The sequence below is a fragment of the Nonomuraea purpurea genome, from assembly GCF_042650645.1.
GTDB classification, from domain to species: Bacteria; Actinomycetota; Actinomycetes; order Streptosporangiales; family Streptosporangiaceae; genus Nonomuraea; species Nonomuraea purpurea.
On record NZ_JBHSBI010000037.1, the window covers coordinates 44,028 to 65,116 of the forward strand.

General features: G+C 70.8%; 17 protein-coding genes. 11 read left to right on the forward strand and 6 right to left on the reverse strand.

The window, feature by feature from the left end:
* The first annotated feature begins 8 nt into the window (after positions 1–8).
* Entirely contained in the window at positions 9–851 is an 843-nt protein-coding gene (locus ACFOY2_RS46530) for an N-acetylmuramoyl-L-alanine amidase (RefSeq protein WP_379534578.1), read from the forward strand.
* Positions 848–2,440 carry a beta-N-acetylhexosaminidase gene (locus tag ACFOY2_RS46535; RefSeq protein ID WP_379534579.1) on the forward strand — a complete coding sequence of 531 codons (1,593 nt, stop codon included), beginning with the start codon at positions 848–850 and terminating at the stop codon, positions 2,438–2,440. Before ACFOY2_RS46530 ends, ACFOY2_RS46535 begins: the two co-directional genes overlap by 4 nt.
* Here the strand turns inward: ACFOY2_RS46535 and ACFOY2_RS46540 are convergent.
* The 3 genes from ACFOY2_RS46540 to ACFOY2_RS46550 are packed head-to-tail and all read right to left on the reverse strand — an operon-like array spanning position 2,437 to position 4,716.
* The gene (locus ACFOY2_RS46540; RefSeq protein WP_379534580.1) at positions 2,437–2,991 is read right to left on the reverse strand and encodes a GNAT family N-acetyltransferase; all 555 of its coding nucleotides are present in this window, start codon (positions 2,989–2,991) and stop codon (positions 2,437–2,439) included. The two genes, ACFOY2_RS46535 and ACFOY2_RS46540, sit on opposite strands and share 4 nt — an antisense overlap.
* 15 nt (positions 2,992–3,006) lie before the next feature.
* Positions 3,007–4,059: a quinone-dependent dihydroorotate dehydrogenase gene (locus ACFOY2_RS46545; protein ID WP_379534581.1), complete on the reverse strand. Its 1,053-nt coding sequence runs from the start codon at positions 4,057–4,059 to the stop codon at positions 3,007–3,009.
* Between the two features lie 6 nt (positions 4,060–4,065).
* Positions 4,066–4,716 carry a response regulator gene (locus ACFOY2_RS46550; protein ID WP_379534582.1) on the reverse strand — a complete coding sequence of 217 codons (651 nt, stop codon included), beginning with the start codon at positions 4,714–4,716 and terminating at the stop codon, positions 4,066–4,068.
* 115 nt (positions 4,717–4,831) lie between these two features.
* Here ACFOY2_RS46550 and lpdA point away from each other — a divergent pair, with 115 nt between their 5' ends.
* The gene (gene lpdA, locus ACFOY2_RS46555; protein ID WP_379534583.1) at positions 4,832–6,211 is read left to right on the forward strand and encodes a dihydrolipoyl dehydrogenase; all 1,380 of its coding nucleotides are present in this window, start codon (positions 4,832–4,834) and stop codon (positions 6,209–6,211) included.
* Positions 6,212–6,318: 107 nt separating this feature from the next.
* Here lpdA and ACFOY2_RS46560 read toward each other — a convergent pair whose 3' ends face one another.
* Complete coding sequence (locus ACFOY2_RS46560; RefSeq protein WP_379534584.1) at positions 6,319–7,242, reverse strand: TIGR04222 domain-containing membrane protein; 924 nt, start codon at positions 7,240–7,242, stop codon at positions 6,319–6,321.
* Between the two features lie 99 nt (positions 7,243–7,341).
* Between ACFOY2_RS46560 and ACFOY2_RS46565 the strand changes: the two genes are divergently transcribed.
* Positions 7,342–8,775 (forward strand): hypothetical protein, encoded by a 1,434-nt coding sequence (locus ACFOY2_RS46565; protein ID WP_379534585.1) that lies wholly within the window; start codon positions 7,342–7,344, stop codon positions 8,773–8,775.
* 6 nt (positions 8,776–8,781) lie between these two features.
* Here the strand turns inward: ACFOY2_RS46565 and ACFOY2_RS46570 are convergent, their stop codons facing one another.
* Positions 8,782–9,591, reverse strand: coding sequence for a hypothetical protein (locus ACFOY2_RS46570; RefSeq protein WP_379534586.1), 810 nt, complete (start codon positions 9,589–9,591; stop codon positions 8,782–8,784).
* A 168-nt stretch (positions 9,592–9,759) separates the two neighbouring features.
* Between ACFOY2_RS46570 and ACFOY2_RS46575 the strand changes: the two genes are divergently transcribed.
* The 4 genes from ACFOY2_RS46575 to ACFOY2_RS46590 all read left to right on the forward strand — a co-directional run bounded on the left by ACFOY2_RS46575 (position 9,760) and on the right by ACFOY2_RS46590 (position 13,342).
* Positions 9,760–10,299, forward strand: coding sequence for an exonuclease (locus ACFOY2_RS46575; RefSeq protein WP_379534587.1), 540 nt, complete (start codon positions 9,760–9,762; stop codon positions 10,297–10,299).
* Between the two features lie 114 nt (positions 10,300–10,413).
* Complete coding sequence (locus ACFOY2_RS46580; RefSeq protein WP_379534588.1) at positions 10,414–10,884, forward strand: hypothetical protein; 471 nt, start codon at positions 10,414–10,416, stop codon at positions 10,882–10,884.
* A 102-nt stretch (positions 10,885–10,986) separates the two neighbouring features.
* Positions 10,987–11,763 carry a hypothetical protein gene (locus ACFOY2_RS46585; RefSeq protein WP_379534589.1) on the forward strand — a complete coding sequence of 259 codons (777 nt, stop codon included), beginning with the start codon at positions 10,987–10,989 and terminating at the stop codon, positions 11,761–11,763.
* Between the two features lie 241 nt (positions 11,764–12,004).
* A complete protein-coding gene (locus ACFOY2_RS46590) occupies positions 12,005–13,342 on the forward strand; it encodes a hypothetical protein (RefSeq protein ID WP_379534590.1) in 1,338 nt (445 codons plus the stop codon).
* A 2-nt stretch (positions 13,343–13,344) separates the two neighbouring features.
* On the opposite strand, the gene ACFOY2_RS46595 is transcribed toward ACFOY2_RS46590, so the two are convergent.
* Positions 13,345–14,508, reverse strand: coding sequence for a DUF418 domain-containing protein (locus tag ACFOY2_RS46595; protein ID WP_379534591.1), 1,164 nt, complete (start codon positions 14,506–14,508; stop codon positions 13,345–13,347).
* Between the two features lie 86 nt (positions 14,509–14,594).
* Here ACFOY2_RS46595 and ACFOY2_RS46600 point away from each other — a divergent pair, with 86 nt between their 5' ends.
* From ACFOY2_RS46600 to ACFOY2_RS46610, 3 genes are all read left to right on the forward strand, one after another.
* Positions 14,595–15,209: a TetR/AcrR family transcriptional regulator gene (locus tag ACFOY2_RS46600; protein ID WP_379534647.1), complete on the forward strand. Its 615-nt coding sequence runs from the start codon at positions 14,595–14,597 to the stop codon at positions 15,207–15,209.
* An 89-nt stretch (positions 15,210–15,298) separates the two neighbouring features.
* Positions 15,299–17,329, forward strand: a complete 2,031-nt coding sequence (locus ACFOY2_RS46605) for a cellulose binding domain-containing protein (protein WP_379534592.1) — start codon at positions 15,299–15,301, stop codon at positions 17,327–17,329.
* A 124-nt stretch (positions 17,330–17,453) separates the two neighbouring features.
* Positions 17,454–21,089, forward strand: coding sequence for a S8 family serine peptidase (locus ACFOY2_RS46610; RefSeq protein ID WP_379534593.1), 3,636 nt, complete (start codon positions 17,454–17,456; stop codon positions 21,087–21,089).

Here is a 21,089-nt window from a genome sequence, read left to right on the forward strand (position 1 = left end):
TGGATGGCATGCGCGCCCTTCCAGCCATCGCCCTCGCCGTGTGCGGCCTGATCGCCTCCGCGTGTGGCGGCACCGCCGCCGGTGGCGCCGCGGCAGGTCAGGCCGCCCCCGCGACCTCGGTGCGGCAGCCTCCGGCACAGCGGGTCCCGCCCGCGTCCGAGCCGCTGGGGGCCGAGCCGGCCGCAACCAGACCGCTCGAAGGCAAGGTCGTGGTCATCGACCCCGGCCACAACGGCGGAAACTACCGCGATCCCAAGGCCGTCAACCGCAAGGTCAACGTGCTGACCCAGTGGAAGGCCTGCGACACCACGGGCACGGCCACCAACGACGGTTACAGCGAGGCCGCCTTCACCTGGGACGTCTCCAAGCGGCTGACCAAGATCCTCAAGGACCGCGGCGCCACCGTCAAGCTGACCAGGAAGAACAACGACGGCGTCGGCCCCTGCATCACCGAGCGGGCCGCGATCGGCAACAAGGCCAAGGCGGACGCCGCGATCTCCGTGCACGCCGACGGCTCGGCCGCGGGCAACCACGGCTTCCACGTCATCATGCCCAAGAAGATCGACGGGCCTGTGGACAAGGTGGTGGGAGCCTCCGACAGGCTGGGGATCGCGGTGCGTGACGCCTACAAGAAGGGCACGGGGCTGGCCTACTCCACCTACATCGGCCGCAAGGCCCTCGACTACCGCAGCGACCTCGGCGGGCTCAACCTGTCGACGGTGCCGAAGATCTTCATCGAGACCGGCAACATGCGCAACGCCGGTGACGCGGCCAAGCTGAAGGACCCGGCGTTCCGTCAGAAGATCGCAGTGGCGCTGGCGAACGGATTGCAGCACTATCTCAAAGCATGATTCCTCGCCCAGAGCTGATCAGTGACCTTTCCGCCTCCTTCGAACTGACCTCGGGCGCGACGGTGTCCGGTGACCTGGTCGATGCCGTACGCCGTGCGCTGCCCCTGCTCGATCTGCGTCCCGGCGACTCCGGCGAGATCGACGTGCGGCGCGACCCCGCGATGGGCGAGGAGGCGTACCGGCTGACGGTCGGCTCGCGGGGGATCGAGATCGTGGCCGGCGGGGGCGCCGGGGCGTTCTACGCGGCGCAGTCGCTGCACCAGCTGCTGCCCCCCGCCTCCTACCGGTTCTCCGAGCGGGCTTCGTGGCCCGTTCCAGGGGTGCGGATCGAGGACGCCCCCCGCCTCGGCTGGCGCGGGCTGCACCTCGACGTGGCGCGGCACTTCTTCCCCAAGCGGGAGGTCCTGCGGCTGATCGACCTCATGGCCGTGCACAAGCTGAACCGGCTCCACCTGCACCTGGCGGACGACCAGGGCTGGCGGGTGGAGAGCAGGGCCTATCCGCTGCTGCACGAGGTGTCCTCGCACCGGCCGCGCACGGCCACCAACTACCACAGGGAGCCGGAGGCCTACGACGACCTCCCCCACGGCGGCTACTACACGCTCGACGACCTGGCCGAGATCGGCGCCTACGCCCGCGCCCGCCACGTCACGATCGTGCCCGAGATCGACGTGCCGGGGCACGCGTCGGCGATCCTGGCCGCCTACCCGGCGTTCGGGGCCACCGGCGAGCCTCACGACGTGCTGGAGCGGTGGGGTATCTCCCCCGCGATCCTGTCGCCGCTGCCGCCGACGGTGGAGTTCCTGACCACGATCTTCGACGAGCTGATCGGGGCGCTGGGCCAGACCCCGTACGTGCACATCGGCGGCGACGAGGTCGTCCTCGACCACTGGGCGGGCTCGGCCGAGATCACCGCCTACCGCGACGAGCTCGGGCTGGCCACCGTCAACGATCTGCAGGCGTGGTTCCTGCGGCGGCTGGCCGACGCGCTGGCCGAGCGCGGCGCCAGGGCCGTGGTGTGGGACGAGGCGTTCGTCAGCGGCGGCCTGCGCCAGGACACGGTCGTCATGCCGTGGCGCGGCATGGGCGTGGGCCGGCGGGCCGCCGCCGCGGGGCACGACGTGGTGGCCACGCCGGTGTTCCCGCTGTACTTCGACTACGCCGAGGCGTCCTCGGCCGACGAGCCGATGGCGATCGGCGACACGATCACGGTGGCGGACGTGGCCGCGTTCGTTCCCGCGCCCGAGGAGTGGACCGAACGGGAGCGCGCCAGGGTCGTGGGGGTGCAGGCGCAGCTGTGGAGCGAGCGGGTGCCCGACGCGCGCACGGTCGACTACCGGCTGTGGCCGAGGGCCTGCGCGCTGGCGGAGGTCGCCTGGTCGGGTGCCGCGTCCGACGGCTTCGCCGGACGGCTGGAGGAGCACCTGGGGCGGCTGGACGCGATCGGCGTGGAGTACCGGCCGCAGGCCGGGCCGCACCCGTGGCAGCGGCGGCGGCCGCACCGGCCCGCCGGGGTGCGGGTCGCCGAGGTGATGGAGCGGCTCGACGGCATGACGCACGACGCCGAGTCGACCCGGCCGAGCGTCTAAAACGCGGGGCGCTCGTTCAGGATGCGCTGGAAGAGGCGGTGGTCCTGCCACCGCCCGTCGATCTCCAGGTAGCGCGGGGCGACGCCGAAGGGCTCGAAGCCGGTCTTGGCCAGGACGCTCTGGGAGGCCACGTTGTCGAGCAGGGTGCCGGCCTGGATCCTGTGCAGGCCCAGCTCCTGGTCGGCCAGCCGGCACACCTCCAGCACCGCCCGGGTGGTCAGGCTTCGGCCCGTGTAGCCGGCGTCGATCCAGTAGCCGAGGTGGCTGTTGAGGAAGGGGCCGCGGACGATGTCGTTGAGCGTCACGCGGCCCACGATCTCGTCGCCGTCGGCGAGCACCCACGCCATGGCCCGGCCGTCCGCCTGCTGCGCAAGCAGGCTCTTGAGCCGCTGGGCCTGGCCGTGCACGGTGAAGTACTCATCCGGCCGGCGCGGCTCCCAGCGCCGCAGGTGCTCGCGGTTGCGGATGCAGGCGCGCTGTATGGGCTCCGCGTCGTGCTCGACGGCGGGCCGAAGGACGACGCCGTCGAGAAGTGGTACTTCTTCGATCATCGTCCCACAATAGGGTCAGGCGACACGGCCGATGGCCTCGGTGATGGACTTCATGCCGTGACGGCGTACCCGCCGGGAGAGCTGCCGGTGGATGTGCGCGGCCCACAGCGGCCCGCCGTAGATCCAGCCCGTGTACCCCTGGACGAGCGTCGCGCCGGCCAGCAGGCGTTCCCAGACGTCGTCCACGTCCTCCACCCCGCCCGCCGACACCAGCGTGAGGCGGTCGCCGACCCTGGCGCGCAGGCGGCGCAGCACCTCCAGGGAGCGGGCCTTGAGCGGCCGGCCCGACAGCCCGCCGGTCTCGCCGCCGTGCCTGATCGTGGTGTTGGTGGCGATGATGCCGTCGAGGCCCAGCTCAAGGGCCAGGTCGGCGACGGCGTCGACGTCCTCGTCGGCCAGATCGGGGGCGATCTTGACCAGCAGCGGCGTACGCCGGGGCGTGCCGTCGGCGACCTCCTTGACGGCGACGAGCAGCGGACGCAGCAGCGAGACGGCCTGCAGGTTGCGCAGCCCCGGCGTGTTGGGCGAGCTGACGTTGACCACCAGGTAGTCGGCCATCGGGGCCAGCTGCCTGGCGCTGGCCACGTAGTCGGCCGCGGCCTGCGCCTCGGGCACCACCTTGGTCTTGCCGATGTTCACCCCGACCACGACGGGGACACCGCGGGCGCGGCGGAGCCTGCGGGCGGCGGCGCGGGCGCCGGCGTTGTTGAAGCCCATCCTGTTGATCAGCGCCCGCTGCCCCACCAGCCTGAACAGGCGCGGACGCGGGTTGCCCGGCTGGGCGTGGGCGGTGATGGTGCCGACCTCGACGTGGCCGAACCCGAGCGAGGCCACGGCCTCGGCGCAGGCGGCGTCCTTGTCGAAGCCGGCGGCCAGCCCCAGGGGCCCGGGGAAGTGCACGCCGAACGCGGTCACCCGCAGGGCCGGGTCGTGTGGCGCGAACGCCCGGTGCAGCAGCCGCTTGAGCAGCGGCAACCGCGCGAGGAGCGCGAGGGCGCTCACAGTGAGATGGTGCACGGCCTCGGCGTCGAAACGCCGCAAGACCTGCGTGAACACGAGGCGATACATCACGGGTCAGGCTACCAATCCGGCCTCGTGGGCGATGATCGCGGCCTGTACGCGGTTACGTACCGCCAGCCTGATGAGGATGGCGCTCACGTACGCCTTCACCGTGCCCTCCACGATGTGCAGTCTACGGGCGATCTCGGCGTTGGACAGCCCGGCGCCGAGCAGGGCGAGCACCTCGCGTTCGCGCTCGGTCAGGACCTCGATGCGGTCGCGCGCCCGCGCGCCCTTGGCCATCCGGCCGCCCGAGAGCTGGGCGATGACCCGCTGGGCGACCTTCGGCGACAGGTACGCGGCCCCCTCGGCGACCGCGTGCACCCCGGCGATCAGCTCGCGCGGGTCGCCCGACTTGAGCAGGAACCCGGCCGCCCCCACGTCGAGGGCCTTGGCGATGTAGTCGTCCTCGCCGAACGTGGTCAGCATCACCACGGCCGTCGCCGGGGCCGCCCTGCGGATCTCGGCCGCCGCGGCCAGGCCGTCGAGCCTGGGCATGCGGATGTCGAGCAGCGCCACGTCCGGATGATGACTGATCGCCAGGTCGACGGCCTGCCTGCCGTCGCCCGCCTCGGCCACCACCTCGAGCGACGGGTCGGAGGCGAGGATCGCCCGGACCCCGGCGCGGATCATGGCCTCGTCGTCGGCCAGCAGGATGCGGATCACACCCTCTATAGTGCCGACATGGCGCGGCCCAGGACGAACTGATGAGCTCGCTCTGCCGTACAAGATGGAGGTCTGACGTCGGAGGAAGCCTCGGCCGGGCGGTATGGTCCGACTCATGAGCACTCACTATGACGTCGTCGTTCTCGGCGCGGGTCCCGGAGGATACACGGCCGCGGTCCGCGCCGCCCAGCTCGGGCTGCGCACCGCGGTCGTCGAGGAGAAGTACTGGGGTGGCGTCTGCCTCAACGTGGGCTGCATCCCGTCCAAGGCACTGCTGCGCAACGCCGAGCTGGCCCACATCTTCCACAACGAGGCCAAGACGTTCGGCATCAGCGGCGAGGTCAGCTTCGACTACGGGGCGGCCTACCAGCGCAGCCGCAAGGTCGCCGACGGGCGGGTCAAGGGCGTTCACTACCTGATGAAGAAGAACGCCATCACGGAGTACGACGGCCGCGGCACGTTCCTGGACGCGAACACGATCCAGGTGAACGACGAGACGATCACGTTCTCCCACTGCATCATCGCCGCCGGCGCCACCACCAGGCTGATCCCGGGCACCCAGCTGTCCGAGCGGGTGGTGACGTATGAGGAGCAGATCCTGAGCGAGGAGCTGCCGGGCAGCGTCATCATCGCGGGCGCGGGCGCGATCGGCGTGGAGTTCGCGTACGTGCTGCACAACTACGGCGTCAAGGTGACGATCGTGGAGTTCCTCGACCGGGTCGTGCCGCTTGAGGACGAGGACGTGTCGGCCGAGCTGGCCAAGCGCTACAAGCGGCTCGGCATCGAGGTGCTGACCTCGACCCGCGTGGACGGCATCGACGACACCGGCGCCTCCGTCAAGGTCACCGTCACCAAGGACGGGCAGCAGCAGGTGCTCGAGGCCGACAAGGTGCTGCAGGCGATCGGGTTCCAGCCGCGCGTCGACGGCTACGGGCTGGAGAAGACCGGCGTGGCGCTGACCGACAGGGGCGCCATCGCGGTCGACGGCCGCTGCCGGACGAACGTGCCCCACATCTTCGCCATCGGCGACGTCACCGCCAAGCTGATGCTGGCCCACGCCGCCGAGTCCATGGGCATCATCGCGGCCGAGACGATCGGCAACGCCGAGACCATGGAGCTCGACTACGTGATGATCCCCCGGGCCACGTACTGCCAGCCGCAGGTGGCCAGCTTCGGCTACACCGAGGCGCAGGCGCGCGAGCTGGGCTACGACGTGAAGGTGGCGAAGTTCCCGTTCACCGCGAACGGCAAGGCGCACGGGCTGGGCGACACCGCCGGCTTCGTCAAGATCATCAGCGACAACTCGCACGGCGAGCTGCTCGGCGCCCACCTGATCGGCCCCGAGGTCACCGAGCTGCTGCCCGAGCTGACCCTGGCGCAGCAGTGGGACCTGACCGTGCACGAGGTCGCCCGCAACGTGCACGCCCACCCGACGCTCGGCGAAGCGGTCAAGGAGGCGGTCCACGGCCTGGCCGGACACATGATCAACATGTGATGGCACGTACGGAACGTGATCCCGATGGCCTGGCGTCCGCTTCATCGGGACACGTCCTTTCGACTGTGGAGAACTCCTTCGCCTTCAGGGGAAGGCGAACCGCTCTGTCAGCCCCCGCCGCCTCCCCCGCCGCAGCCTCCCCCGCCACAACTTCCGCCGCCACAGCCTCCGCCGTCGCCTCCGCTGTCCTCAGGGCGCGGGGCGTCGGAGCCACACTGGCCGCTCGAGGTGGTGTGGTTGACCGGGTAGAGGTGACCGTCCGGGATCGAACGCCTGCTGAGTTCGGCCGACAGATCGGCGTCACCGAGATGGCTCAGGCCGTAGAGCGCGAGCGGCATGGCCACCGCGTCGGTCGCGGCTCCGTACGGGTGTGCCTTGCGCGCCTTCTCCAGCTGGTAGCGGCCCGCCCGGCCGAGCGTGACCGGCCGGTTCTTGGCGTACAGGGAGGAGACCTTTCTGGCCACCAGCCAGCTCCCGCCGAACCCGAGCAGGGCCGCCACGGTCAGCGGTGGCGACGTCAAGATGATCATGAAGATCCCGTCGATCGCGATGGCGACGCCCGCGACCACGGGAATCAGCTTCAGCACACCCCAGCTGACGCGGAACCCGGCAGCGGTCCTGGGGTCGACGAGCAGGCCCAGGCCGACGAGCCGGCCCATGATCGCGGTGACCTCCGCGCTTGACGCCAGGCTGCGCTTGACGCGGACGACCGGTGGGCTCCTCCGCTCGGCGAGGATCGCGAACAGTCTCTCCTCCACCGGGTATCCCGCCGAGACGGCGGTGGAGACGCGATGCAGCTTGCCACCCCTGGAGACGCGGACCTCGCCCTCCCTGGCCAGCAACCCGATCGCGGTGTCCGCCACCCGCGCGGGACCGCCTGCGAGATAGGCGAGATCGTAGTAGCCGAGATCGACGTCGCGCAGCCCGCCCAGCCTCAGGCGGGCGTGTACCCGAGCCGACTCCGCGGCGAGAATCGCGCCGATGGTGACCGCCCCTAAGAGCACCGACAGCAATGCCAGAACGACGTCCATGCGCACCCCCGTGTCGTGTGACCAACGCATAAGGCGGAGGTAAAAGTTCCGGCCCGGACGGCTCGATCACGAGCACCGAGGTTTTGCTAGCCTCCCGGCATGTTCGAGATCGGGGACGTGGTGGCCATGCCGCTGCCGCTGGGCGGGTACGGCGCGGCCCAGGTGACCGGCGCGGCCGGCGACGTGATCACGGTGTGCCTGCTCCGCCGGCATTCCGAGGCGCTGCCCGCGCTCGACGACTTACGCGGGGCGGGCCCGCTGACCATCGATCACCACGCCTGGCCGGGCGATCCTGAGGTGGTGAACATCGACGTGGCCGACCCCGTCCCGACGGATTTCGTGCTCATCGGCCGGTTGCCGATCGGACGGGACCTGCCGCGCGAGACCATCTGCCAAGGCTTCTGGCCGGGGCTGCCGGAGGAGGTCACCCTGCAGCGCCTGTGGGAGACGGTGATTCCGGCCGAGGCGCGGGCGGCCTACAAGAACGCCGTCGGCGGCCGGGTCCGGGTCGATCTCGGCGGGTCGCCGATGTACCGGTCGGGCCACATGACCAAGCTCGACCTGCGCGAACGCCGGGGCGAGATCCGCTGGGCCGGGCTGGACGTGCTTCCGTGCCTGACCGGGCTGACGTGGGCCGGCGCCGACCGAGGGCTGGTCGAGGCGCTCGAAGCCCGTCCGATGATCTCGTCGCTGCACTGGTCGGACCCGCCCGACGAGGTCGATCTGGGGCGCACTCACCTGACCGAGCTGACCTTCTCCGGATCGGGGCCGCGCCGCGCCGTCCTGCCACCCGGGGTGCTGCACCTGCGGCTGGACGGCGAGCTGCCCGAACTCGTCACCGCGAACTCGGACGGGCGGTGGGTCCGCCTGGGGTCCGTCTGCGGCGTGCCGCGCGGGCTGGCGGAGGTTCGCAAGGTGTTCCTCGACGTGGCGGGCGACCTGGTGCTCGCGACCCTCGACGAGCTCGTCGAGCTGGAGTTCCTGTACGTGCGCTGGCGCAAGCGCTACGGCGGGCTCGTCGGCCGCCTCGCCTCCCCGCGCCTGGACAGGCTGGAGCTGGTCAACGCCTACGGCGTGGACGCCTCGATGGTGCCGGAGTCCCTGCGCGCGCTCAGCGTGAGCGGGCTCAGGAGCAGCCAGGCCGGGCCGATCAGGCAGCGTTACCAGGGGTCCGGCACGGACGTCGAGGTGTACGGGGCCAAGTCAGACAAGTGGCTGGCCGTCAACCTCGACAATCCGCTGCGTGACTGGGTGGACGATCACAAGCGGGCGGGGACGGAGGCGTGCCAGGCGTACGTCGTGGCGGCGGAGGCCATCGGGCGGCTGACCCCCGACGATCCAGGCGCGGTGGCGGACGCCAGGCAGACGCTGCGGGATTTCGTCCAGGAGCTCAACTCGATCGACGAGCGGTACGGGTCGATCGACACGTTGCGGCGCCAGGAGGCCGGGGACGCGTTCGGGGAGCTGGCCAAGCGGGCCGGAGTGCCGGCGGCCGAGGCCGCTTCGTGGTTCGACGACTGGCGCGAGTTCTGACCCGCTTCAGTACGTCAAGGACTGCCCCGCCTCTATGGCCTCGCGCAGGCTGCGGGTCAGCGCGTCCGCCTGCTCGCTCAGCGCCCGCACGCCCTCGGTGTCGCCCGTCTGCGCCAGCAGGTCCCGGTACTTGTCGTCGCTGCGCTGCAGTTCGCCGGCGCGTAAGGCGGAGTCGGCCGCCCGCACGCGGCTCGCGTACACCTCCAGCTCCCACACCAGCTCCGTGACCGCCGCCACCGACCGTTCCAGCGCCCGCTTCTGCGGTTCGAGCACGGCGGCGAGTTCGGGCGTCATCATCTCCGCCGCGACGGCCTCCGCCTGCTCGGCCCGGAGCGCGCCCTGCGTGCGTACGAGGCGGGCGACGTCCCACAGCCGCGCCTGCAGCACGATGTCGTTGGCGACGCCGTCGAGGAGGCCGAGCCCGTTCACCCGGGAGCCGGTCACCTCCTGGATCGCCTGCCGCGCCCTAGTCACCAGCGTGAGCCCGGCGGAGTCCAGCTCGGACGGGATGACGTAGCGGTCGGTGTACCGACGGGCCAGCGGCCGGCCCGCGTTGGGACGGGCGACGCCGATGAGGAGCAGGGCCACGAGGAAGGCCATCAGCGCGGCCATCCCCGCCGACTGGTAGTCGGTCCGCAGCGCCGCCGCCGCGAACAGCGTGCCGCCGAGCCCGGTGACGCCCGCCCCCACGGCGAACAGATGCTTCACCCACCGAGGAGGCTCAGGGTCGGAACGGCCGAGCAGGAGCGCGGACGCGCCGACGATCCGCAACCTGTCCAGCCTGGACACGGTGGGGTCCACGATCGGCTCGTCCATCCAGTTCCCCACTGGCGACACCTGCCCCTTCTCCGCACAACACCTGACGAGCACACCCCGAAAGGCCCCGGCCGGTCCACCAGCCCGGTGTGTGAGCCTTGTGAAGATGTCGTGCAGCGCCCTCGAACCCTTGGTGCCCGTGGGTCTCCCGCGTTTATTCTTACGGCCGTGTCCCAACTCCCCGAGCTGTACGTCGCCGCCGACGTGGAGGCCGACGGCCCCATACCCGGCCCCTACAGCATGATCTCCCTGGGCCTGGCCGTGGTGGGACGGCCCGACCTGACCTTCTACACCGAGCTGAAGCCGATCTCCGACACGTTCGTGCCCGAGGCGCTGGCCGTCTCCGGGCTCGACCGCGACCGCCTGATCCGCGAGGCGCCGGCGCCCGAGCAGGCGATGGCGCAGGCCGCCCGCTGGGTGGACGACCTGCGGACGATCGGGCGGCCGGTGTTCCTGGCCGCGCCGGCGGTGTGGGACGGCATGTTCGTGCACTGGTACTTCGTGCGCTTCACGGGCAAGAGCCCGTTCGGGGCGACCGGCTCGGGGATCGATCTACGCAGCTACTGGATGGGCCGCACGGGCTGCGAGTGGTCTCAGTCGCGCAAGGTCAAGCACGAGCTGGGCCTCGACGGGCTGCCGCACACCCATCACGCCGGGGAGGACGCCGCCGAGCTGGCGCAGGTGTTCGAGGCGGTGCTGAGGCGCTGACCGGGTGGAGCACGACATTCTCACCAGATCTTCAGAAACCACACAGGGTCCTCTGAGGGTTCGTGGAAAGGGTTGACGCAAAACATCAGAGCCCGCATCGGACGGTGGTCCCGCATGACCTCGACGCCCCCTGACACGCTCGCCCAGCAGGCCAGAACGGCCCCCGCCCCATTGCTCCGCCTCGGACTGTTGTCCCTGGTCGCCATCGGCATCGCGGGCGCCGCCGCGGAGTTGGCCTTCGAGCGCCACTGGCGCGGCCCCGTGCAGTTCATCCCCTGGGCGGCGCTGGTGCTGCTGGCGCTCGGGCTGGTGCTGCTGCTGGCCGCGCCGCGAGCGATCACGGTGGTCCGGGTGCTCGCCGCGGTCGTGCTGGTCGTGTCGGCGTACGGGGTGTTCACGCACGTCTCCGTCAACTTCGGCGCCGGTCCGTCCGACCCCGGGTGGAACGCCCTTTCGTCGCTCACCCAATGGTGGTACGCGCTCACCAAGACGGTCGGCTCGGCCCCGCCGCTCGCGCCGGGCATGCTGGCGCAGGGCGCGCTGCTGCTCCTGTTGGCATCCACGATGAAGCGGCAGCACCGCTGAGATAAACGGGATTTAAACGGATTCGAAACCTTTTCACCACGCTCCGCGTCACATCCGTGGCAGAGCATCGTGATTCGTGAGGCTGGTGAGGTTCGAGTGGCATTGGCACGCACATTTGTGACGGCGGCTGTGATCACGGCCGCCGTGTTCAGCGCTGACGGGGCCGCGGCCCGGGTCGACCCCGGCCTGACCACGCGGGCGACCGCGGTCGCGACGCCCCGCATCCAGGCGACCCCCGCCGCCGAGGTTCAGACCGACGCCGAGCCCGTGTGCGTACGGGTCAAGGGTGCGGAGGCGTGCGTCGGGGCGGACGGGAGCGACCGACCGGGCATCACGATCGAGGACACGGCGAACGACCGGCGGCACGCGGTCGTCGAGTACTACCTCAACGGCTACCTGGGCACCGAGTACGTGATCCACAACCTGGGCCGCGAGGGCGATGTCCGCGGCAGCCGGGAGATCGGCAAGGTCGTGACGTTCCGGGCAGCGATCTACCAGGGCAACCGCCGGGTCAAGTACAGCCGCTGGCAGACCGCACGAAACATCGCAAAATATCCGGTCAAGCGGGACACCCGCGTCACTCCTGCCACCGCCCAGGCCAGAGCCGAAGCCTGCACCTCCACCAAGAGGGCCGCCACGACCTGCTTCTCCGAGCGGAACACGGTCGTCTTCGCCTGCGACACCAGCGCCGACGAGTACCAGGCCCGCGCCGAGTACTTCGTGGCCGGCGACCCGACGGCGCGCTACGAGATCCACCAGCTCGCCGGGGTCGGCACCTGCGGCAAGGCCGAGCACGGAGACCTGGCCGTCAGCATGTACCGCGCCTCGGTGTTCAACGGCAACCATCGGTTCGCCACCCGGCTCTACAAGTACAACTAGGACGGCCGGGCGTCGCGGAGGAGCAGCGCCGCCTGCACCCGGTTCGCGCAGTCCAGTGCTGAAAAGCATGGGCAGCTGACCTGCGCGGCCTGGGGCGCGACAAGGCAACGGCGGCTGGACAGCACCGCCTGAGCGCGCCGCGGGGCCTGTGCGCGCCAGCCGCCCGCGCCGGGACGTCGTTCGGCATCGAGATTTCCTGAACGCCATCCGGAAAGATCGTTAATGCGTAGGGTGGCGTGGCATGAACCTGGAGCTTTCCGACTACCGCGCCAAATTGGCGTCCACGTCGTCGGCTCGTGCCTGGAAATCCATCCGCGAGCTCGCGCTCCGCGGCCAGGGCGAGGCCCTCGCGCTGGCTGCGGAGTTCGCGAAGATCGCCGAGCCGTCGAGTGACAAGCTGCTCAAGCTGTGGCCGCAGGCGCTCGACCCCGACGCCTTCGCCGAGCACCTGCTCGCCCCCGCCTTCGACGACGAGGGCCGGGTCGGCCTGGAGCTGCGCCGTCGTGACTCGCTCACCGGGCTGCGCCACCTGACGATGCTGCGCAAGCTGGTCCTGGACCACTGCAAGGGCCTGACCGACCTGTCCGAGCTCGCCGCGCTGACCGAGCTGCGCGAGCTCAGGCTGGACGGCTGCGCGGCAGTCACCAACGTACGACCGCTCGCCGAGCTCCTCGATCTGGAGGTGCTCGAAATCCACAGCTCCCCCAAGCTGTCCGACGTCTCCCCGCTGCTCAGCCTGCGTGACCTGCGCCGTCTCAGCCTGCGTAGCAGCGGGGTGACCAGCGTCGAAGGGTTCGGCAAGTCGTTCCCTTATCTGGCCGATCTCAGCCTCGACCACTGCCGCAACATCACGGACATCCGGCCGCTGTCCGGGCTGAGCCGGCTGACCACGCTGGACGTGAGCTCCACCAAGATCACCGCTATCGACGGGCTGCACGGGCTCGACTCCATGGCCGTGCTGCACATGCACTGCGCCCGGCTGACCAGCCTCGACGGCATCGCCGCAATGCCCGCGCTTGAAACGCTGTATCTCACCGGGTGCACGAAGCTGAAGAGCCTCGACGGCCTCGGCCACCACCCCCACCTGACGAACCTTGGCCTGCCCAGCGCGCCGCTCCCCGACCTGCTCCCGCTGTCGCGGCTGCCCGCCCTGACCAGGATCGCCGTCGAAGGCTCCAACAAGCTCACCTCGCTCGACGGGCTCGAAGGACACCCGTCGATCAGCGAGGTGGACCTCGTCTACACCGAGACCATGCGGGACTTCTCCGCGCTCGCACGCATGCCCGCCCTGCGCGCCCTGACCCTGCAGGGCCTGGACCACCTCGCCGACCTCAGCCCGTTCTCGGGGCTGCTGCAACTGGAGCGACTCGACATCGCCTGCACTGGTATGACCACCTTGGAAGGGCTCGACCGCCTGCCCTCCCTACGCACCCTGGACCTCTACGACTGCCCCTCGCTGAGCGATCTGGCGGAGTTCACCGGCTTCCCGTCACTCAAGAAGGTCAATGTGATGGCCTGCCCCGCCCTGCCGGTCGACCTCCTGTTCGACCTGCGCTCCCGGGGCCTGCTGACCAACTGACCTCACCGGCGTCCGTACGTCAGCCGCCGCAGCAGGGCCTCGGCCGGCCCCCGCCGCCCGCGGGGGGCCAGCCGGGCGGCTAGCGTCACGGTGGCCAGCCAGGTGACCACCGCGATGCCGGACGCGGTCGCGTCGCCGACCCGCGTGCCGAGACCGCCGAGGTACGGCGCGAACAGCGCGACGAAGACCACCGACTGCAGCAGGTAGCAGGTCAGCGACCACTGTCCGCACGCGGCCAGCGCCCTGGTGACGGGGCCGTGGTGGCCGTGTCGTGCCCGTCCGGCGACCAGGCCGATGATCGCCGCGTACGCGAGGCCGCCCGCGACGCCGCTCACGCTGTGCAGCGCGTACGCCGACACCGAGACCGCGTCCGGAGCCGTCCAGACCCGCGTGTCGATCAGCATCAACGGCAGCCCGCCCACCAGGGCGATGCCCGCGCCGGCGACGGCCGCCCTGGAGAGCAGGGCCCGGTGCGCGACGGGGTCTTCCAGCATGCGGCGGCGGGCCGCCCAGATCCCGACCATGAACGCCGACACGGCGCTGACGAGGAAGTACGTGGGCGTCATGCCCGACCAGCCGATCAGCCGCATCATGAGCGCCTCGACGGGGTCGGCCATCGCGGCGGGTGTGTCGCCCTTGGGCGCCGAGATCGTGAGGAAGCCGAAGCCGGCGACCACGACGACGTGCAGGACCAGCCCGATGGCCGCGACCCGCAGCAGGGCCCGGTCGTCGCGCCGCAGGAACCCGATGAACAGCAGCCCGATCAGGCCGTACGCGCCCAGGATGTCGCCGAAGAACAGCAGCAGCGCGTGGCAGAAGCCGAACGCCAGCAGCCAAAGGCTCCGGCGGCGCAGTACCCGCCGCACCTGCGGCCAGTTCCTGCCCGTCTCGAACTGCCGGTTCGCGAGCTGGACCAGGCCGTAGCCGAACAGGGCGGCGAACATGGGCAGGGCCCGGCCGTCCACCAGCAGGATCTGCACCCCGGCGACCAGGCGGTCGATGGGGGCGCCTTCGAGGCTGTAGCCGCGCAAGCCCACGTCGTGGCCCGACAGGTACATGTGCGCGTGCGCCACCGCGATGAGCAGCAGCATCAGGCCGCGTGCCAGGTCGGGGGCGAGTGTTCGCCGGGCGACGGGAACCGCCTGTGCCGGTGCCGTGATGGACATGGTCATCCCCTGGAAATTAGATACACGACTGTAGCTAACAATAAGAAGGTAAGCTACAGCGCTGTAGCTAAGCAAGTGGGGTGACGATGGACGACCAGGGCCCGCGAACACGCCGACGCGGCGCAGAGCTGATCAACGCCATTCACGACGCCGTCCTCGAAGAGGTGGCGGAGGTCGGAGTGGGGCGGCTGACCATGGACGGCATCGGCCGGCGGGCGGCCACACCGCGCACCACGCTGTACCGCCGATGGTCGGACCCGATCGAGGTGCTCCTGGACGCGCTCCTTCACACGCACCCGATGGAGGAGCCGACCCCCGGTGCCGACGACCTGCGCGGCGACCTGATCCGGTCCCTGCGGCTGATGGTGGAGTGGGCGGTCAGTCCCGCCGGTCGCGCCGTCGCGGTCATCCTCACCGATCCGCAGGTGGCGCCGCAGATGTCCCAGGCGCTGGCCGAGCGGGTCTTCGCCAAGCGGGGCGGCACGTTCACCAGCACCGTGCTGCGGCACTACGCCGAACGCGGCCGCTTTCCCCTCGAACGGCTCACCCCGGTCGTGGCCGACATCGGCGAGGCCCTCGTCACCAAACGGCTGATCGACACGGGGACGCCCCCCACGGACGCGGAGTTGGAGGCCATCGTCGACCAGGCCATCCTCCCAGCCCTCGGCCTCGGGGCAGGTGAAAGTTTCATGGGCGGTTGACGGGGCTCGCACCACCGCTCATGATCACCTTGCCTCCTGGTCAGGAGGAGGCGTCGAGTGAATTCCGCTATCCATGGCGAGGTGCGCCGATGCCGATGAGACCCCTCCGACGAGCCGCGTCAGCCGCCTTACTGGCGCTGACCACCCTGTACGCCCCAGCAGCCCAGGCCGAAGAGCCCACCCCCGTCGCGGTGACCGTGAACGCCCGCGCGGCGCTGGCCACCGTCCCGGAGACCGGCATCGGGACCAACCACGCCATCTGGGACACGAACCTGGGCACCGACGACACCGCCGACCGGCTCAAGGACGCCGGCGTGAAGCTGTTGCGTTACCCGGGCGGCTCCTACTCCGACATCTACCACTGGGCCGACCACACCGCCCCCGGCGGCTACGTGGCCCCGAACACCGACTTCGACACGTTCATGCGCGGCGTGCGCCGCACCGGCGCCCAGGCGATGGTGACCGCCAACTACGGGACGGGCACGGCCGAGGAGGCCGCGGGCTGGGTGCGCCAGGCCAACCTCACCAAGGGCTACGGCATCAAGTACTGGGAGATCGGCAACGAGAACTACGGCAACGGCCACTACGGCACCGCCTGGGAGGCCGACAACCACCCCGACAAGAGCCCTGCCGAGTACGCCCGCCACGTCGTCGCCTATTCGGAGGCGATGAAGGCCGTCGACCCCACCATCAAGATCGGCGCCGTGCTGACCACGCCCGCCAACTGGCCGGACGCCATCGTGGGCGAAGGCGACGACGGGAGCTGGAACAAGGTCGTCCTGTCGATGGCCGGGTCGAAGATCGACTTCGTGATCCTGCACTGGTATCCCGGCGCGTTCGACAAGGCCGGCCAGGTGCCCGACATGCTCTATCTGGCCCGTCAGCAGATCGCCAGGTACGCCGGCCAGGGCGCCGAGCGGATCGGCATCGCGATGACCGAGTTCAACACGGGAAGCAGCAGCAACGGCACCACCACCCAGCCGGGCGCGCTGGCCGCCGCCGACGCGTACGCGACACTGCTGGCGAACGGGGTGTTCACGGTCGACTGGTGGAACGTCCACAACGGCATCGGCAACGTCACCCAGGTCGAGGGGCACACCGACTACGGCGACTTCGGCCTGCTGTCGAGCGCGACGTGTACTTCAGATGGGACGGTCTGCGAGCCGGCGCTGAACACGCCGTTCGCGCCGTACTACGCGCTGCAGATGATGAGCAGGTTCGCCCGACCTGGTGACCAGTTCGTCCGGGCGGCGAGCGATCAGAGCAAGGTCGCCGCGCACGCGGCCCGCCGCCCCAACGGCGATCTGGCGGTCATGCTGATCAACACCTCGTCCGACACCTCGTACCCGGTGGCGATCGACTACGCCGGTTACACGCCCGCGGCGGGCGCGCCGGCCGTGCTGACCCACACCAACGGCGCGACGAGCATCACCTCGGCCACCACGGGCACGGCGACCAGCCAGACGCTGCCGCCGCTGTCCATGACCACGCTGGTCCTGCGGCCCAGGTCGGTCCCGTCGGCCCCCGCCGCGCCCGGCCGGCCGGCCGCCTCGAACGTGACCGACGCCTCCGCCACGATCTCGTGGCCCGCCTCCTCCTCCAAGGTCGCCAAGTACGAGATCCACCGCCAGAACGGCGCGGTCAGCGAGCAACTGGGCGAGACTTCCGGCACCTCGTTCACCGTGCGCAACCTCAGGCCGGGCACCCGCTACACGCTCAACGTGCTCGCGCGCAGCAGCGGCGGCACCCCGTCGTGGTCCTCGCCGCCGCTGACGTTCACGACCGGCACGCCGGCCGGCAGCTCCTGCTCGGTCCGGCTGACCGACCAGAACGACTGGGGCAGCGGGTACGTCGGCGCCATCGACATCACCAACAACGGCGCCCCGATCAACGGCTGGACCCTGACCTTCGAATGGCCCAGGGCCTGGCAGAGCCTCGGCAGCGGCTGGGGCGGCGTCTGGACGCAGACCGGGTCGGAGGTCAAGGTCGTCAACGAGGCGGCCAACCCCTCCCTGGGGACCGGGGCGACGGCCACGATCGGGTTCGTCGGCAACTACAGCGGCCCGAACGTGCTCCCGTCCGTCTTCACCCTCAACGGCACCGTCTGCACGGCTCAGTAGGTCATCCCGGGGGGAGCGGTCCCGGACGTTCCCCCCGGGATGTCATCTTCATGACATGTCGCTAATTAGCCAGGTGAAAGACTTTCTGGCCGCCGACATGATCCCCCATTCTCATGAACGAGCAATGAGTTCGACGAAACAGATCGGTACGTTCATGGGATGGATCACCCGCTTCGTCGCCGTCGGCGCGGCCCTGGCGACGGTCGTCGTACCGGTGCCGGCGCAGGCCGCGGCACCAGAACCCGCGGCGCGGGGAGCGCTGCACAGGGTCACCTTGATCACCGGTGATGTGGTGACATTACAGGAGTTCCCCGGTGGCAGGCAGGCGGCGACCGTGGAGCCCGGCAAGGGACGGGAGAACATCAGGTTCTTCACCAAGGAGGAGGACGGCGACCTGGTGGTCACGCCCGCCGACATGGTGCCGTACCTGTCACGCGACCTCGTGGACGAGCGCCTGTTCTCGGTCGGCGACCTCGTCGAGCAGGGCTACGACGACGCGAGCAGTGACACGCTGCCGCTGATCCTGTCGTACCGGGACGAGAACGCGGGCGCCATCACGCTGCGCAGCGTCAACGCGCGCACCCTGCGCGCCGACAAGGACGCGCTGCCCACGCTCTGGAACGCCGGCGAGCCCCGGCTCCGCGACGGCCTGGCCAAGATCTGGCTGGACGGCAAGGTCACCGCGTCGCTGGAGCACAGCGTCCCGCAGGTGGGCGCCCCGCAGGCGTGGCAGGACGGGTACGACGGCAAGGGCGTGAAGGTCGCCGTCCTGGACACCGGCATCGACGAGACCCACCCCGACGTCGCCGGCAAGGTCACGCTGACCCGCAACTTCACCGACGACGCCTCGGCCAAGGACGAGCACGGGCACGGCACCCACGTCGCCGCCACCGTGGCGGGCACGGGCGCGGCGTCGAACGGCCTGCGCAAGGGCGTCGCGCCCGGCGCGGAACTGGTGATCGGCAAGGTGCTGAACGCCGCGGGCAGCGGCACCGAGTCGCAGGTGCTCGCGGGCATGGAGTGGGCGGCCAAGGAGAGCGGCGCCGACGTCATCAACATGAGCCTCGGCGGCGGTCCCACCGACGGCACCGACCCGCTCAGCACCGCCGTGGACCGGCTGACGCGGGAGACCGGCCACCTGTTCGTCGTGGCCGCGGGCAACGAGGGCGCCGACTACTCCGTCGGGTCGCCCGGCGCCGCCACGTCCGCGCTGACCGTCGGCGCGGTGGACGGCAACGACGCGCTCGCCTCGTTCTCCAGCCGAGGCCCGCGCCTGGACGAGGCGCTCAAGCCGGACATCACCGCGCCCGGTGTGAACATCACGGCGGCCCGCGCGGCCGGCACCGGCCTGGGCACGCCCGTCGACGAGCGGTACACCAAGCTCTCGGGCACCTCCATGGCCACGCCGCACGTGGCGGGCGCGGCGGCGATCCTGGCCCAGCGCCACCCCGAGTGGAAGGCAGGCCAGCTCAAGGACGCCCTGGTCTCCACGGCCAGGACGGTCGCCGGGCAGAGCCCGTACGAGCAGGGCGGCGGGCGTCTGGACGTGCCGCGCGCCCTGCGCCAGAGCGTCACGGCCACCGCCGCGCTCAGCATGGGCCTGCACGAGGACGGCACCACCGACAAGCCCGGCGGCACCATCACCTACACCAACTCCGGCCAGTCGCCCGTCACCCTGGCCCTCGCCTCCACCCTGACCAACATGGACGGCACCGCGCCCGGGGAAGGGGCGCTGACCCTGTCGGCCACGACGCTCACCGTGGAGCCGGGGGCCAGCGCGACCGTCGAGGCCGGCGTGGACCTGGCCAAGCTGGCGCACGGCAGGCACACCGGCTACGTCACCGCGACCGCGTCCGACGGCTCGGCGGTCGCGCACACGACGCTGGCGCTGACCAGACGCGGCAAGATGCACAAGGTCCGCTTCACGGCCGTGCAGCGGGACGGCAAGCCCACCCGGGTGCCGCTGGTCGTCATGTACGGCGCCGCCAGGATCGACGACGTCATCGGCTACATCATGGACGCGAACAAGGGCTGGACGGTCGAGGTCCCGGAGGGCACCTACCACACGCAGGCCATCCTGGGCGAGACGAGCGACGAGACGCCCATCGACAGCCTCGTCGTCAAGCCGGAGCTGCGGGTCGCCTCGGACATGGACGTCGTGCTCGACGCCAGGACCGCCGTGCCGGTCGAGATCAAGACCGCGCAGCCGGTGGCGCAGGAGGGCATCTCCGCGTACTTCACGCACCGCACGTACGGCTCCAGGAAGATCTCGCTCGGCGCGATGAACTTCCCGTCGGTCGAGGGGCTCGCCGTCACCCCCACCGCGCCCGTGCGCGAGGGCACCTTCGAGTTCGCCTCTCGCTGGCAGCTCGCCGCCCCCCGGGTGTCGGCCAAGGTGGGCCGTGACACGGTGGTGCTCCGTCCCGCCGGCCACTCGCCCGAGTTCGCCGGCAGGAAGCGCTGGCCGCTGGTCGACGCCGGCGACGGGAACGTCAAGGGGCTGGACGTCAAGGGCAAGGCGGTCGTCATCTCCAGCGAGGAGTTCGGCGACTGGACGGACAAGCTGCCGGACATCGCCTCGGCCGGCGCGGCGACGGTGATCGTGGTCGGGCCGGACGGACGGGCCATGTGGCAGCCGTGGACACCGGTCGGCACCCGCGACCCGCTGCCCACGTTGCTGATCACGCACGACCGCGGCCAGGCGCTGCCGGCCAAGGCCCGCGCCCGCGCCACGATCGAGGTGGACGGCGCCTTCTACCCGCCCTACCTGTACGAGATCATGCAGGTCTCCTCCGGACGCGTGCCCGAGCGGATCATCCACGACGTGAACTGGCGTAACACCGCCCTGGTCGAGACCGGCTACCAGGAGTCCGGCGGCGGCGCCGTGGGCAAGGACCAGCGCTTCGGCTGGCGGCCCTGGCAGAAGTACGGCCTGGACGCGCAGATGGAGACCCAGCGCCTGGTCCACACGCCGCTGCGCAGGGCCGAGTACGTCAGCGCGGGCGACACCCAGTGGCAGCACATAGTCCAGCACATGAACACCTGGGAGTCGATGAACCGGCTGCGCGGCGGGCTGACCGACGAGCCCACGACATACCGGCCCGGCCAGGTGGTCAAGGAGCGGTGGTTCGCTCCTGTGGTGCGCCCCGCCGCGCTCGACTCCAGCCGTACGGGCGACGTCCTGTCGGTGCACGTCCCCGAGTTCGTGGACGCCGACGGACATTACGGCTACGCGGGCGGCAGCGGCGACAAGGACACCGCCGCGGCCCGGTTCTACCGCAACGGGCAACTGGTGGAGGAGCGCGCCAACCTGCGAGGCGACTTCCCCGCCGTGGCGGAGGACGCCGAGTACCGGATGGAGCTGGACACGACGCGTACCTCGCAGGAGTGGCGCTACGCCACGGCCACCCGGACGGCGTGGACGTTCCGGTCCGCCCGCCCCGAGGGCACCCGGCCGGTGCCGCTGCTCGGCGTGGACTACGACGTGCCCGCTGACCTCGAAGGCAGGGTACGCAAGGCGCTGCCCGTCACGCTGGGCTTCACCGTGCACGGCGGGGCGAAGACGCTGACCGCGGAGCTGTCCTACGACGACGGCAAGACCTGGCGGCGGCTTCCGCTCATCTCGCTGGGCAACCAGGGCCGCTACAAGGCACTGGTCTCCCACCAGGCGAGCGAGACCGGGGTGTCGCTGCGCGTGACGGCGACCGGCACGGGCTCGCGTTTCGAGCAGACCGTCACCCGGGCCTACGGGGTCGGATAA

Excerpts from the sequence above, each read along its gene's own strand:
- ACFOY2_RS46605 (WP_379534592.1), top strand. The coding sequence starts at position 15,299 with ATGCCGATGAGACCCCTCCGACGAGCCGCGTCAGCCGCCTTACTGGCG.
- ACFOY2_RS46565 (WP_379534585.1), top strand. The coding sequence starts at position 7,342 with ATGTTCGAGATCGGGGACGTGGTGGCCATGCCGCTGCCGCTGGGCGGG.
- ACFOY2_RS46590 (WP_379534590.1), top strand. The coding sequence starts at position 12,005 with ATGAACCTGGAGCTTTCCGACTACCGCGCCAAATTGGCGTCCACGTCG.
- ACFOY2_RS46560 (WP_379534584.1), bottom strand. The coding sequence starts at position 7,242 with ATGGACGTCGTTCTGGCATTGCTGTCGGTGCTCTTAGGGGCGGTCACC.
- ACFOY2_RS46570 (WP_379534586.1), bottom strand. The coding sequence starts at position 9,591 with ATGGACGAGCCGATCGTGGACCCCACCGTGTCCAGGCTGGACAGGTTG.
- ACFOY2_RS46580 (WP_379534588.1), top strand. The coding sequence starts at position 10,414 with ATGACCTCGACGCCCCCTGACACGCTCGCCCAGCAGGCCAGAACGGCC.
- ACFOY2_RS46600 (WP_379534647.1), top strand. The coding sequence starts at position 14,595 with ATGGACGACCAGGGCCCGCGAACACGCCGACGCGGCGCAGAGCTGATC.
- ACFOY2_RS46540 (WP_379534580.1), bottom strand. The coding sequence starts at position 2,991 with ATGATCGAAGAAGTACCACTTCTCGACGGCGTCGTCCTTCGGCCCGCC.
- ACFOY2_RS46545 (WP_379534581.1), bottom strand. The coding sequence starts at position 4,059 with ATGTATCGCCTCGTGTTCACGCAGGTCTTGCGGCGTTTCGACGCCGAG.
- ACFOY2_RS46610 (WP_379534593.1), top strand. The coding sequence starts at position 17,454 with ATGAGTTCGACGAAACAGATCGGTACGTTCATGGGATGGATCACCCGC.
- ACFOY2_RS46530 (WP_379534578.1), top strand. The coding sequence starts at position 9 with ATGCGCGCCCTTCCAGCCATCGCCCTCGCCGTGTGCGGCCTGATCGCC.
- lpdA (WP_379534583.1), top strand. The coding sequence starts at position 4,832 with ATGAGCACTCACTATGACGTCGTCGTTCTCGGCGCGGGTCCCGGAGGA.
- ACFOY2_RS46595 (WP_379534591.1), bottom strand. The coding sequence starts at position 14,508 with ATGTCCATCACGGCACCGGCACAGGCGGTTCCCGTCGCCCGGCGAACA.
- ACFOY2_RS46535 (WP_379534579.1), top strand. The coding sequence starts at position 848 with ATGATTCCTCGCCCAGAGCTGATCAGTGACCTTTCCGCCTCCTTCGAA.